Genomic DNA, 14,055 nt, shown 5'->3' with positions numbered 1-14,055 from the left:
GAGTGGGCATTGACCGGGTATGGCACTTGAAGGCGAGTACGAGCCCAGTCCCGAGCAGTGGGTCCGCGACCAGGTGGCCGCCTATGAGGCGTCCGACGGCCAGGAGGCCAACACCCTCCCCGACCACCCCGAGTGGCCGGTCGTGGTGATCACCTCGAAGGGCGCGAAGTCCGGCAAGCTCCGGAAGAACCCCGTGATGCGGGTGGAGAAGGACGGCGTCTACGCAGCGGTCGCCTCGAAGGGCGGCGCGCCGGAGCACCCGACCTGGTACCACAACTTCCTCGAGCACCCCGAGGTCGACCTCCAGGACAAGAGCGAGAAGCACACCTACCGGGTGCGTGTCGCCGAGGGCGACGAGCGGGCCGAGTGGTGGGACCGCGCGGTGAGCGTCTACTCGCCGTACGCCGAGTACCAGGAGAAGACCGACCGCGAGATCCCGGTCTTCCTGCTCGAGCGCGCCTGACGTCACCTCCGCACGTGGTCGCTCGTTGAGCGGCCATGCGTGTCCTCGGTGCCGCCGTCCTGTCCGCTGCCCTCGCCCTGGGGGTCGCCGCACCCGCCTCGGCGAAGCCGGTCGACCCCGCCGCCGACGCGCAGGACATGGCCGACGCCTACGGCCGGATCACCGGCGAGGGCAGCCAGCTGCGCAACCCGGCGTACCTGCCCGCGCTGGTCCGGGCCTCGACCGCCCGGTACGTCGGCCAGCTGCTCACCCAGGTCGCCTCGCCGACCCGGCTGGCCCTGACCGCCGGCGCGCTGGTGCCGGGCTGGAACGTCGGCAACCCGCTGCGCGCGGACTGGAACGGCACCCGCGGCGTCGCGAAGCCGGTCGCCTTCACCAACCGGTACGGCGCCCTGCTGCGCGGCACGGTCTACAAGCCGCTGCCCGGCGCGCGGGACCCCTACACCGGCACGAGGCTGACCGGCCCCTACCCCGGCGTCGTCATCACCGAGGGCTCGGTGCAGGGCTCGGAGGGCATGTACGCCTGGCTGGCCGAGGACCTCGCCGAGCGGGGGTACGTCGTGCTGACCTACGACGTGCAGGGCCAGGGCACCAGCGAGACGCTGCCGCACCAGGACTCCCCGCTCCACCAGGACATGGTCCCCTTCTGCAACCCCGTGGCCACGCCGGAGGACGGCGAGCTCACCGGCTGCCCGGGCGTGCCGTCGCAGCAGCTGTCCAACTTCGTGGTCGGCACCGAGGACGCGCTCGACTTCTTCACCTCGACGCCGAGCCACCACTACCCCAACGACCAGTCGGGGGGTGCCAGCTCGACGACGCCGTACAACCCGTTCTGGCGGCTCTTCGACCGGTCGCCCGACCCGACGCCGACCGCTCCCGGCCGGGACACCCGGGTCGCGATCATCGGCCACTCGATGGGCGCCGCCGCGGTCTCGAAGGTGCAGGGCACCGACGACCGGGTCGAGACCGTCGTCGCGCTCGACAAGCTCACCGGCCCCGACTCCGACGGCCCCCTCGACGGATCGGGCAACAAGCCCGTCGTACCCGCGCTGGCGGTGCAGTCGGAGTACGGCTTCACCGTCACGCCGGCCGAGCTCAGCGGCGGCAGCTCGCTCAACCCGACCCCGTCCCCCGACGGGCCGGACCCGATGCGCGAGCGCGCGACCGGGTACGACGCATGGACGAACGCCGGCGTCGACTCGATGCTCGTGGTGCCGCACGCCTCGACCCACCTGGAGTACACCGACATCCCGCTGGTGCTGCCGGCGAGCCGCTACGGCCAGGACCTCACCAGCGTCTACGTGCAGCGCTGGCTGGACCGCTACCTCAAGGACGGCCCGGCGGCGCCGCTGCTCGACACGTCCTTCCGCTACCTCGAGCCGGTCGGCGGTGACGCGTGGTCGCCGGTCACCCTGAAGCGCGGCGCGCTGCTGAGCGACCGCTACTGCTCGGCGTACTCGCTCGCCGGCGTCGGCTCGGACGGCGACATCGCGGGCGTCGGCTGCTGAATCGCGCACGCTCCCGCGTCGTGAGTGCCACGATGCGCGGGTGACGACGGACACAGGCGCGCGTCGGTCCGCGCTGGCCGAGCCGACCGAGGAGCCGCCGGATCGCTGGGTCGCGTGGCTGATGCTGGCCAGCATCGGCCTGTGGGCGGGCTTCTTCGGCCCGATCCAGGTGCTGCTCGCCCAGCAGGCGGAGGCGATCGACGCCGACGCGAAGAAGCAGATCCTCGCGGTCGTGCTCGGCCTCGGCGCGCTGACGTCGGTGATCTGCAACCCGGTCTTCGGCGCATTCTCCGACCGGACCACGCTGCGGATCGGGCGGCGGCTCCCGTGGGTGGTCGCCGGGGCGGCGGGCGGCGCGGTCTCGCTGCTGGTGCTCTCGGTCGCGGACAACGTCGTGGTGATGGCGGTCGGGTGGTGCGGCGTGCAGGCGGCGCTCAACGCGATGCTGGCCGCGGTCACCGCGACGATCCCGGACCAGGTGCCGTCGCGCTCCCGCGGACGGGTGGGCGGCATCCTCGCCGTCGCGCAGACCTTCGGCGTGGTGGCCGGCACCGGCATCGCGTCAGCGACCGGGTCGATCGCGACCGGGTACGTCGTCACGACGATCGTCCTGGTCGTCCTGACCATCCCCTACAGCCTGGACTCCCGCGACCTCGCGCTCGCTCCCGAGGAGTACCCGCCGCCGTTCGACTGGGGTGCCTTCCTGCGGTCCTTCTGGGTCTCGCCTCGTCAGCACCCGGACTTCGCGTGGGCCTGGATCACCCGCTTCCTGGTCAACCTGGGCAACAGCCTCGGGCTGCTCTACCTCCTCTACTACCTCCAGGACGCGGTCGGCATCGACAAGGACGACGCCGACGGGCGGGTCTTCGTGCTGACCGCGATCTACGGCGTCGTGCTGATGGCGACGGCGGTGACCTTCGGCGTCTGGAGCGACCGGATCGGCCGGCGGAAGGTGTTCGTGATCTGGTCCGGCATCGTCGGCGCGACGGCCGCACTGCTGCTGGCGGTCGTGCAGACCTGGCCGGCCGCCGTCGCCGCGGCGGTGCTGATGGGCATCGGCTACGGGATCTACACCGCGGTCGACTTCGCGCTCATCACCCAGGTGCTGCCCGGCGCCGAGGACCGCGCCAAGGACCTCGGCGTCATCAACATCGCCAACGCCCTCCCCCAGGTCTTCGCCCCGGCCATCGCCGCCGCGCTGCTGCTCCTCGTCGAGGGCCTCGGCGGTCGCACCGAGACCCACGGCGACGCCTTCTCGACCGGCTACTTCGTGGTCTACCTCAGCGCGTTCGTCTGCGGCCTGCTCGGCTCGGTCTTCGTGACCCGGATCCGGTCGGTGCGCTGACCCCCAGGTCGATAGTCCCGCACGTTTCGCGGTCGGGAGCGCTCCCAATCTGCGAAAACGTGCGGGACTACCCCACTGACCCCCGAGCGGCCCCCGCGCGAGGTCAGTGGGCGTGGGACTTGGCGCCGCGGGTGATCGACATGGCCAGGCCGACGAGGTGGCCGAGGCGGGCGATCTCGGAGTCGAGGAAGTCGGGGCCGCCGCGGCGGCCGATGACGACGATCTCCGACTTGTTGAGCCGGGCGCCGCAGCGGACGTCGTTCTCGTCGTCGGACTCGAGGTGGTCGGCGCGGTCGATGCCGACCCAGGACAGCTCGCGGGGCGCGGCCGGTGTGGAGTAGACGACGCCGTCGATCTTGCTGACCCGGGCCGCCCAGTCGGCGCGGAAGGTGACCGGCAGCAGGTCGATGAGCCGGTCGAGCGCGCCCTCGGGGTCGGCGGTCAGCTCCTCGACGGCCTCGAGGTCGAGGAAGAGGTTGCCGCCCGCGGCGTACCGGCTGATCCAGACGACGCGGACGCCGTCGAGGGCGTTGCACGCCGACACGATGGAGTCGGGCATGGCGCCCGGGGCGGTCTCGAGGAGCACGTCGTCGACGGCCACGCCGTCGTGCCGCTTCTCGACGATCTCGATCGCCTCGATGTCGCCGCCGGCCATACCGATGGCCGTCGCGACGCGACCCAGCGACCCCGGGATGTCGGGGAGCTCGACGCGCAGCAGGTACGGCATGCCCTCGACCCTAGCCGGACGACGTTGCGACGGGGTTTCCCGCTCACCGCTCCGCGAGACGCAGCCGCAGGCCGGTGGCGCGCTGCGCCCGGGTCGCGACGGCCGCGCGTACGGCGGCCTCCGAGCCGACCACGCGGACGTGCTGCCGGGCGCGGGTGACCGCGGTGTAGAAGAGCTCGCGGGTCAGCAGCCGCGAGCCCTCGTCGGGCAGCAGCACGCTCACCCGGTCGGCCTGGCTGCCCTGGCTCTTGTGGATCGTCATCGCGTGCATGGTCTCGACGGCGTCGAGCCGGCCGGGTGCGAACTCCTTCAACCGCTCGGACCCCGCGACGAACGCCCGGGCCCGGCCCTCGCGCCGCACCACGACGCCGGTCTCGCCGTTGTAGACGTCGAGGGCGTAGTCGTTGCTGGTCACCAGCAACGGACGGCCGACGTACCACTGGGAGTAGAGGTCGACCTCCGGGTCCTCGCCGAGCCAGCGCTCGACGAGGTGGTTCCAGCGGCGGACGCCGTAGGGGCCCTCGCGGTGTGCGCAGAGCAGGCGGTAGCGGTCGAGCTCGGCGAGCGCGGCCGCCGGGTCCTCGGCCACGGCCGCCGACCAGACGGCCCGAGCGGCGGCGAGCGAGTCGGGGCGCAGGGCGGCCTCGACCGTCGCCTCGTCGGAGGCGTCGACCCACTCCACCTGGTCGGAGGGCTGACGAAGGACGTCGACGACCGCGTCGGCGTCGCCGGCACGCAGCGCGGCGGCCAGCGCCTTGATGTCCTCCTCGGAGCGGAAGTTGCGCGACAGCGCGGCGACCGGTGAGTCGGGCCGCTGCTCGTAGCCGGCGACCAGGTCGCTGAGGACCGCGCCCGCGCCGACCGAGGTCAGCTGCTGCGGGTCGCCGACCAGCACCAGCCGACTCTCCGGGCGGAGCGCCTCCAGCAGTCGGCCCATCATGGTCAGCTCGACCATCGAGGACTCGTCGACGACGACCACGTCGTACTTGAGCCGGTTGGAGCGGTCGTGTCGGAAGCGGGTGGCGTTGTCGGGGCGCCAGCCGAGCAGCCGGTGCAGGGTCAGACCGTCCGGGCGGCCGACCAGGTCGGTGACGTCGGGCCAGGTCTGCGCGACGACCGTGAGCTCGGCGGCGACCGCCTCCTGGAGCCGGGTCGCGGCCTTGCCGGTCGGCGCCGCGAGGGCAACCGCGAGACGGCCGCCGGCCTGGTCGGCGAGGAGAGCGAGCAGCCGGGCGACCGTCGTCGTCTTGCCGGTGCCGGGGCCGCCGGTGAGGATCGTCGTCCGCCGATGCAGCGCGGCCACCACGGCGTCGCGCTGCTCGTCGCTGAAGTGTCCGGTGCCGACCTTCGCCAGCGCCTCGGCCAGCCGCGCCTCGTCGACCGGCGGCGGCGCCTGGTCGAGCCGCGCGGCCAGGTCGTCGTGCACCTGGGTCTCGAGCCGGTGGTAGCGGTCGAGGTAGAGCAGGCCGAGCTCCCACCGCACCACGCCCGCGGCGACCAGCGGCGACCCCTCGATCGCCGCCACCCAGGCGTCGCGCTCGGGCCAGTCGAGCTCGGGTGCCGCGGTCGTCACGGTGTCGAGGTCGAGGCAGACGGAGCCGCGGCGTACGGCGCGCACCGCCAGCGCGACCGCGAGCAGCACCCGCTCGTCGTCCTCACCGCCGAGCCCGCCGACCCGGGTCGCCACGTGGACGTCGGGCGCGGTGAGCACGCCGGCCTCGTTGTACGTCGCGAGCAGCCCGCCCGCCCGCGTCGCCAGCCGCCAGTCGTGCTCGCTGGTCGGCTCGAAGAGCTCGGTCATGGTGCACCGTCCAGGAGGTCGGAGAGGTCCTCGACGAGGGCGACCGGCGGGCGCCAGGCGAAGACGCCGCAGGGGGCGCCGTCGACGAGCGGGGTGTCGGGGCCGCACATGCCGCGCAGGTAGAGGTAGAGCACGCCGCCGAGGTGCTGCTCGGGGTCGTAGCCCGGCTGGCGCCAGCGCAGGAAGCGATGCAGGACCGCGGCGTAGAGCAGCGCCTGGAGCGGGTAGTCGGAGTGGCCCATCGCGTCGTCGAGCGCCTCGGGGCGGTAGCTGTGGGCGGTGAGCGGCTGGTCGGCCGGGCCGAGCCAGTTGGTCTTGTAGTCGACGACCAGGTAGCGCGGACCCTGCTCGGTGCGCACCCGGAGCACGACGTCGACCGAGCCGGTGAGGTAGCCGCGCAGGGTCTGCTCACCCAGCGGACCGGCGAGCTGCTCGGCGTAGCGACGGACGGGATCGCCCTCGGGCAGGTGTCGCTCGAGCAGCGGCCCGACCGCACCGAGGAGACCGTCGCCCAGTGGCAGCTCGAACTCCATCTCGCGCAGCCGGTCGCCGAGCGACACCTCGCGGAGGGTCGTGTCGGCCAGCGGTCCGAGCGGCGAGTCGCAGACCGCGACGAGCGCGTCGGCCAGCTCCTCGCGGTCGAGCTCGACCGGCCACCAGCCGAGCTGCTCGTCGATGTGGCCGAGCAGCTCCGCGCGCAGGTCGGCCGCGTCGGGGTCGGTGTGCTCGAGCACCGCGTGGACCAGGGAGCCGAACGTCGCACCCACCGGGAGCCCGGCCATCGGCGAGGGCACGTCGCCCTCGAGCGGCGCGGCCGAGACGTCCTCGACCGGCTCGATGGGCTCGTCGTCCTTGCCGATCACCTCGGGCTCACTCGCGACGGACGCGACCGCCTCGACCTTGCTCAGGGAGGAGTACGACGCGCGCCGCCACTCGGTGTCGACCTCGCGGGTGAAGCTGCGGGCGACGAGGGCGGGGGCGGTGGGAGCGGGCGGGTCGGCGCCCGGGTCCTGGTGGAGCGCCGGCTCGGGCGCCGGGCCGCCGCGGTCGCGCCACTCGGCGAAGAGCCGCACGACGGCGTCGTCGTCGGGCACCGGCGGCGAGTCCGGGACCTCGGCCACGTCGGGCGGCCGGAGCAGCATCCGGTGAAGCGGCGAGGCGACGGCGTTCTTGGTCGGCGCCCACCACGCGACGACCTGCGACTTGGCGCGGGTGATGGCGACGTAGAGCAGGCGCAGCCACTCACCGGCCTCCTCGTCGGCCCAGCGGCGGCAGTGGCCGCCCCAGTGCGCGCCGGCGCCGCCGACGTCGAGGCAGCGCCGGCCCTCGTCGTCGTGGAAGAGCGGCCGGGTCGGCTTGGGCACGAAGCGGTCGGAGAGCGCGGGCAGGTAGACGACGGGGTACTCCAGGCCCTTGCTCGCGTGGATCGTCACCAGCTGCACGGCGGCGGCGTCGGAGTCGAGGCGGCGGGTGCGCTCGATGCCGCGGCCGGCGCGACCCTCGCGAACCTGCTCGCGCAGCCAGGTCAGCAGGGAGACCAGGCCGTGGCGCTCGGTGAGCGTCACCTCGTGCAGCGCCTCGCCGATGTGGCGCAGGTCGGTGAGTCGGCGGTCCCCGCCGACCTCGGCGAGCACCCGCTCGGGCAGGCCGGCCACGTTGGCGGCCTCGAGCACCGCCGCGATCCCGCGGGTGGTGAAGAGCTCGACCCAGGTGCGCAGGGTGTCGGCGACCTCGTCGGTCAGGTCGTCGCCGCGGACGTCGAGCTCGGCGGCGGTGCGGCCGAGGAAGCAGGTGAGCGCGGCCGATCGCACGCGGGTGCTGCGGTGCGGCTGCTCCAGCGCCTCCAGCAGCGTCAGCCACTCGACCGCCGCCGGGGTCGCGAAGACGCTGCCGCCGCCGGCGATCACGGCCGGCACCCCGACGGCGAGCAGCGCCTCGCGCACGGCGGCGAGGTCGGCGTGGCGGTAGCTGATCACCGCGACGTCGCGCGGCCGGACCGGCTCGCCGTCGTACGTCGCACCGCTGGCCAGCAGCCGGCGTACGTCGAGGGCGAGGTCGCGTGCGATGTGGGGTCGCACCTGGCCGACGGTGAGCGTCGAGCCGCCCCGGCGGCCGAAGGTCTCGCGGCGCACGACCCGGACCCGGAACGGCTCGGCCGCGGGTGCGCCGACGAGCCGGCTCTCGTGGTGGTGGGCGGTGACGTCGCGGACCACGATGCGGTCGTCGCCGAGCGCGGCGCCGGCGAGCAGCCGTTGGAACCCGTCCAGCAGCGGGGCGTCGCTGCGCCAGTTGACCGCCAGGGTCTGCTGGGTCTGCGCGGTCGCGGCGGCCTGGAGGTAGGTCGTCACGTCGCCGCCGCGGAAGGCGTAGATGGCCTGCTTGGGATCGCCGATCAGGACCATCGTGGCGTGGCCGCTGAAGGCGCGGTCGAGCACCTGCCACTGCACCGGGTCGGTGTCCTGGAACTCGTCGACCAGCACGATCTGCCAGCGCTGGCGCATCCGCTGCGCGGCCGCACCGTCCTCCTCGACGAGCGCGTCGGCGAGCTGGGACAGGAGGTCGTCGTAGGACAGGATGCCGAGCCGCCGCTTGCGCCGGTCGAGCTCGTCGCGGACGGCGGAGGCGAAGCTGACCTTGCGACCGGCGACCGTGCCGCGGTCCTCGTCGGCCGGCTCGAGCCGCGCCTGCGGATCGCCGACCGCGGCCCGGGCGATCGCCATCGCCTCGTCGTGGGTGAAGACCGGGCCGCCCTCGTCGTAGGCGAAGGCCCGCAGGAAGAGGTCGTCGACGGTCTCCTTGACCAGGTCGTCGAGGTCCTCGACCAGCCGCGCGCGGGAGTCGGTGTCGCCCGCGACGCCCAGGGAGTCGAGCACCAGCGAGCAGAACTGGTGGGTGGTCGCGATCGTCGCCGCGTCGAAGCCGGCCAGCGCCTCGGTGACCCGCCGGTGGCCGAGCCGACGCTGGTCGGCGTCCCACGAGCGCAGCATCGCGACCAGCTCGGAGTCGCCGACCCCGGTCGCCGCCGGGTCGTCGCTGAGCACCCGCTCGGCCTCGACCAGCTGGGCGCGCACGCGCTCGCGCAGCTCCTGGCTGGCCGCGCGCCCGAACGTCACGACCAGCATCTGCTCGAGACTCGCGACGCCCTCGGCGATGTAGCGGGTCACGAGCGCGCCGATGGTCCAGGTCTTGCCGGTGCCGGCGCTGGCCTCGAGCAGCACGGTGCCGGTGGGCAGCGGGTCGCGGATGTCGAAGGGCTGCAGGGAGCTCACAGCGGGCCCACCTTCTCGGCCCCGGCGAGCAGCGGCTCCCAGAGGCGTACGGCGAGGTCGCCCAGGCCGGCGTCGACCAGGACGTCGATCGGGGCGCCGACGCCGAAGACCCGTTGGTGGTAGGGGTCGTCGTCCTCGCCGGTGATGCCGAAGGAGTTGTGCGGGTCGGTCTCCCACTCGCGGCGCGCGGCCTCGCGCGGCGGGCTGTCCTGGCCCATCAGCTCGCGGACGTGCGCCTCGGCCCAGGCCGCGCCGGTGGCGACCGGGAGCGGCAGGGGCCGGCAGAGCCCCTCGTCGCGCAGGTCGACCAGGTCGCGCAGCCAGGCGACCGCGCGGTGGTCGAGCGGGCCGGACAGGGCGCGCTTCGGGCCGGCCCGCTCGCGACCGATGGCGTGGCCGGTGAAGTGCTGGTCGGGGTAGGTCGCGGACAGCGCGAGCAGGTCGACCCAGGTCTGGATCCGCTGCCGGGGCTTGAGGCGGGAGTAGCCGAGCGACACCACGCGGGTGCCGTAGACACCGGGCACGGTCCCGGTCAGCCGCCGCCCGTCACCGAGGTCGACGTCGACGTCGAGCGACCGGCTCTCCCCCTGGCGCACGTCGGCCGTGCGCGCCCAGAGCCGCTGGCACTCCTGCACGACCTCCTCCAGCGCGGTGGCGCCGAGCCCGCCAGGCGGCAGGGTGCCGCTGAGCTGCTCGGCGGTCATCACCGCGACCGGGTCGGCACCCGCGAGCACCTCGCGGAGCAGCCGGTCGCCGACCTGCCACTTCTCCAGGCTGTCCAGCGTCACCGGGATCGCGTCGGCGAGGTCGTCGGGCTCGAAGGGCGCCGCCACGTCGAGGCGCTCGCGCAGGAAGGCCCGCACCGGGTGGACGAGGAAGGCCTTGAGGTCCTGGAGCGACACGTCACCCGTCGTACGCCGGGGCAGCGGACCGGTCAGCAGTGGCGGCGGCTCGTGCCGGACGCTCCACGCGGAGCGCGCGCCGGCCAGCGAGGCGGCGTCGAAGCTGAAGGGGCGCTGCGGGTCGAAGTTGCGGGCGTCGTACGGCTGCAGCGGGTGGCGGGTCTCGATGCGGTCGCGGACCGGCTCGGCGGTCGTGCGGTCGGCGGCGTCGAGGATCTCGCCGAGCGGCACGGCCGGTGGTCGGCGCGCGCCGGACTGCTCGTCGGCGCCGGTGTAGGTGATGACCAGCCGCTCGGTCGCGGCGAGCACGGCGTCGAGGAGCAGCTGGCGGTCCTCGCTGCGGGCGTCGCGCTCGCCGGTGCGCGGTCGGCGGGCGAGCACGTCGTCGCCGTCGACGGCACCGGCGCGCGGGAAGACGCCGTCGTCGAGACCGACCAGGCAGACCACGCGGTGCGGCACCGACCGCATCGGCACCAGCGTCGCGACGGTCAGGCTGCCGGTGCGGAAGTTGGCACGGGTCGGCCGTCCGGCCAGCCGGGACTGGAGCATCGCGCGGACGTCGGAGAGCCGCAGCTCGACCTCGCCCTCGTGGGAGGAGGCCGCGGCCCGGGCCAGCTCGCGCTCGAGCTGGGGCAGCTGCCAGGCGTCGTCGGCCGCCACGTCGGTCAGCGACCGGACGCCGAGCCGCAGGCAGCTGACCCAGTCGGCGACCGTGCGTGCCTCGGCCAGCCCGGTCAGCGTGACGTCGAGTCGCTCGACCAGCTCGGCGAGCCGCCCGGCCAGGTCGATCTCGTTGCTGCCGACGTCGTCGAGCGGCAGGCCCCCACCGAGGTGTCGGTGGTCGTCGCCGCTCATCGCGACGCCGAGGAGGATGCGGTCGAGCCCGGCGCGCCAGGTGTTCTGGCCGAAGCGCTGCATCGAGAAGGCGGCCCGCCCCTCGGCGTCGAGCCCCCACCGCACCCCGGCCCGGGCGACCCAGCGGCTGACCCGGTCGAGCTCGTCGTCGGTGAAGCCGAAGCGCCGCCGGCACGGCTCGCTCCCGGCCAGGTCGAGCACGTCGGCCGCGGTCACCCGGCCACCCGACAGCTCGAGCAGGTCACCGGCGACGGCGAGCAGCGGGTTGGTGCTCGTCAGCGCCCGGTCGGCGAGCTTGACCCGCAGCCGGTGGGCGGGATGGCCCTCCGTGGTCGCGAGCCCGAACCCGGCCGAGATCAGCGGCGCGTAGGTCTCGATGTCCGGGCACATCACGAGGATGTCGCGCGGCTCGAGCGTCGGGTCGTCGGCGAGCAGCCCGACCAGCACCTCGCGCAGCACGTCGACCTGGCGCGCGGCGCCGTGGCAGGCGTGCACCTGCAGGGACGTGTCACCGGCCGCGAGGCGGCGCTCCGCGCGTTCGGCGTACGACGGCGCGTGGTTGGCGCGCAGGTCGTGCTGGAGCCAGCCGAGCATCGTCGTGGGCTCGGGGGTCGGCACCGGGACGAGCCCGGCGGGGATCCCGTCGAGGGTGCGGCGCAGCTCGCGGGCGTCGCGGCCGAGCGAGGCGAGCAGCGGGTGACCGACCCGCTCGGCGGACGGGTCGTCGTCGCGCGCGACCACGCCGCCGAGCCCGGCCAGGTCGTCCCAGAGGGTCGGCGAGGGCTGCGGCAGGAAGAGGTGGACGTCGCGGTGCTCGCCCAGCGCGCGCAGCAGCTCGACCTCGGTGACCGGCAGGCGGGTGTGGCCGAAGAGGCTGAGCCGGTCGGGCAGCGGCAGGTCGCCGCCGCCGGCCGCGATCAGCGCGCAGGTCTCGGCATGGCGCACGTCGGGTGCGGGCGCGTCGACCTTCGGCAGCAGCCGGCGCAAGAGCTCGGCCTGCCAGCGCAGGTCGTCGTCGAGGTCGCCGTCGTCCCCCGCACGCCAGGCCGCGACGAGGGACGGCCGCTGCCCGGCGTACGACGCGAAGAGGCTCGCCAGCCGGATCGCCACGGAGTAGCGGCGGTTGCGCCGCATCTCGCCGTCGAGGTGCGCGGTGAGGGTCTCGAACCCGGGCGCGCCGAGGCTCTCGTCGATGGTCGCGAGCAGCGGCCACACGAGCCGCTCGGGGTCCCACGGGTCGTCGCGGTCGCGGCCGAGCAGCAGGCTCACCAGCGAGCGGGGGTTGAGGAAACGCACCCCCGCGCACACTCCGTCGCCGCCACGCGGGCCGGTGCCGAGCCGGTGCGAGAGGCGCTGGGTCAGCCAGCGCTCCACGCCCTTCGCCGGCACCACCACGACCTCCTCGGCGAAGGGGTCGGCCAGCGGCGTGGCCAGCAGGTCCGCGAGCCGGTCCGCGAGCACGTCGGTGCGCGCGGCGCGGTGGATCTGCAGGGTCACGCGGGAACCCTATGCGGCGGCGGGGACAGGGCGGTCGGCCGCCGGAGGAGTTTCATCCCGCCGGGACGACGAAACTCCCGCGGCCACGAGGCCCGACCCGAGATCCCCCGAACCCCTGCGGGACCGGACGCCCGGCCCTAGCGTGACGAGGCATGAAGCGCGTGCTCGCACCCCTCGCCGGCCTCGCCCTGGTCGGCGCCGGCCTCGCCGCCGGCATCACCGTCTCCGCCACCGCCGCGGACGACGACCCCGCACCGGTCACCGTCACCCGCCAGTCGCTGGCGGAGGTGGCGGCACCTCCGGGCGCCCCGAAGCGCACCCTCGGCCTCAGCAAGGTCACGGTGATGCCGGGCGCCGAGCTCGCGTCGCACCACCACCCCGGCGCCCAGCTCGGGTACGTCGCGGAGGGCGCGCTCACCTACACCGTCGAGTCCGGCCACGCGCAGGTGTTCACGGGCTCCGGCGACGACCCGACGCTGGTGAAGAAGCTCGGGCCGGGCGACACGTTCAAGGTCAAGGCCGGCCAGTGGCTGAGCGAGGAGCAGGACGAGGTGCACCACGCCACCAACGCCGGCACCGTGCCGATCGTCATCTACATCTCCACGCTGCTGCGCACCGGCCGGCCCGCGGCGATCCCGGACTGACGGCAGCCGGAGACGGCAGACTGGGACCGTGCCCGAGCCGCAGCCCGTCACCAGCCCGCTCACCCGAGCTGCCGTCTTCCTCGTCCTCACCCTCGAGGCCGGCGGCGAGGAGACCGTCCGCGAGGTGCTCGCCGACGCCCCCGGCATGGCTCGGGCGATCGGCTTCCGCAACGTCGAGGCGTCCCTGTCCTGCGTGGCCGGCATCGGGAGCGCGGCGTACGACGCGGTCTACGGCACGGTGTCCGGCGGGTCGAGGCCGGCCGGCCTCCACCCCTTCGCGGAGATCCGCGGGCCGGTGCACACGGCGCCGGCGACCGGCGGCGACGTCTTCTTCCACATCAAGGCCGAGCAGCTCGACCTGTGCTTCGAGCTGGCCGCCCGGCTCACCCAGCGGCTCCGTGGCGCGGCCCGCGTGGTCGACGAGGTGCACGGCTTCCGCTACTTCGACCGTCGCGACCTGCTCGGCTTCGTCGACGGCACCGAGAACCCGGTCGGGCAGGCCGTCGACGCCGCCCTCCTGATCGGCGACGAGGACCCGGGCTTTGCGGGCGGCAGCTACGTGATCATCCAGCAGTACCTCCACGACCTCGACGCCTGGAACGCCATGGCCGTGGAGCACCAGGAGGCCGCGGTCGGACGCGAGAAGCTCTCCGACATCGAGCTGCCCGACGACCAGAAGGCGCCCGGCGCGCACACGGCGCTGACCAGCATCGAGGACGAGGACGGCAACGAGCTGGCGATCCTGCGCGACAACATGCCGTTCGGGCGGGTGGCCGACGGCGAGTACGGCACCTACTTCATCGGCTACACCAAGGATCCGGGCGTCATCGAGCGGATGCTGCGCAACATGTTCATCGGCGACCCTCCGGGCACCACCGATCGGCTGCTCGAGGTGTCCCGTGCGACCACGGGCGCCCTTTTCTATGTGCCGTCTGTGGACCAGCTGGAGGCCGCCGTCCCCTGATCTGGGGAACGCACCTCGCTCGACCCGACGAGTCCTCCGACCCGTGTCAGCGTTTCGCCCGAGCCGGCGTGGGGCCGGTC

The 14,055-nt window shown here is 74.1% G+C and carries 9 protein-coding genes; 5 read left to right on the top strand and 4 right to left on the bottom strand.

Features of this window, described 5'->3' with window-relative positions; translation table 11 throughout:
- Positions 1-19 precede the first annotated feature (19 nt).
- The 3 genes from K8U61_RS15230 to K8U61_RS15220 are packed head-to-tail and all read left to right on the top strand — an operon-like array spanning position 20 to position 3,316.
- Positions 20-463: a nitroreductase family deazaflavin-dependent oxidoreductase gene (locus K8U61_RS15230; protein WP_224123891.1), complete on the top strand. Its 444-nt coding sequence runs from the start codon at positions 20-22 to the stop codon at positions 461-463.
- 35 nt (positions 464-498) lie between these two features.
- On the top strand, positions 499-1,971 hold the full coding sequence (locus K8U61_RS15225; RefSeq protein ID WP_224123890.1) for an alpha/beta hydrolase family protein: 1,473 nt from the start codon (positions 499-501) through the stop codon (positions 1,969-1,971).
- Positions 1,972-2,011: 40 nt separating this feature from the next.
- A complete protein-coding gene (locus K8U61_RS15220; protein ID WP_224123889.1) occupies positions 2,012-3,316 on the top strand; it encodes an MFS transporter in 1,305 nt (434 codons plus the stop codon).
- A 103-nt stretch (positions 3,317-3,419) separates the two neighbouring features.
- On the opposite strand, the gene K8U61_RS15215 is transcribed toward K8U61_RS15220, so the two are convergent.
- From K8U61_RS15215 to recC, 4 genes are read right to left on the bottom strand one after another with little or no spacing between them, the layout of a single operon-like run.
- The gene (locus K8U61_RS15215) at positions 3,420-4,043 is read right to left on the bottom strand and encodes an ACT domain-containing protein (RefSeq protein ID WP_224123888.1); all 624 of its coding nucleotides are present in this window, start codon (positions 4,041-4,043) and stop codon (positions 3,420-3,422) included.
- A 43-nt stretch (positions 4,044-4,086) separates the two neighbouring features.
- Entirely contained in the window at positions 4,087-5,844 is a 1,758-nt protein-coding gene (gene recD, locus K8U61_RS15210; protein ID WP_224123887.1) for an exodeoxyribonuclease V subunit alpha, read from the bottom strand.
- Entirely contained in the window at positions 5,841-9,113 is a 3,273-nt protein-coding gene (locus K8U61_RS15205) for a UvrD-helicase domain-containing protein (RefSeq protein ID WP_224123886.1), read from the bottom strand. The genes recD and K8U61_RS15205 overlap by 4 nt, the downstream gene beginning before the upstream one ends.
- Entirely contained in the window at positions 9,110-12,367 is a 3,258-nt protein-coding gene (recC, locus tag K8U61_RS15200) for an exodeoxyribonuclease V subunit gamma (RefSeq protein ID WP_224123885.1), read from the bottom strand. The genes K8U61_RS15205 and recC overlap by 4 nt, the downstream gene beginning before the upstream one ends.
- 152 nt (positions 12,368-12,519) lie before the next feature.
- Between recC and K8U61_RS15195 the strand changes: the two genes are divergently transcribed.
- Positions 12,520-13,011 (top strand): cupin domain-containing protein, encoded by a 492-nt coding sequence (locus K8U61_RS15195; RefSeq protein WP_224123884.1) that lies wholly within the window; start codon positions 12,520-12,522, stop codon positions 13,009-13,011.
- 28 nt (positions 13,012-13,039) lie between these two features.
- Entirely contained in the window at positions 13,040-13,975 is a 936-nt protein-coding gene (locus K8U61_RS15190) for a Dyp-type peroxidase (RefSeq protein WP_224123883.1), read from the top strand.
- Positions 13,976-14,055: the final 80 nt, after the last annotated feature.

The organism is Nocardioides mangrovi, assembly GCF_020073815.1.
Lineage (GTDB): Bacteria > Actinomycetota > Actinomycetes > Propionibacteriales > Nocardioidaceae > Nocardioides > Nocardioides mangrovi.
Note: the sequence above shows the minus strand (reverse complement) of the source record. Positions and strands in the feature narration are given on the sequence as shown.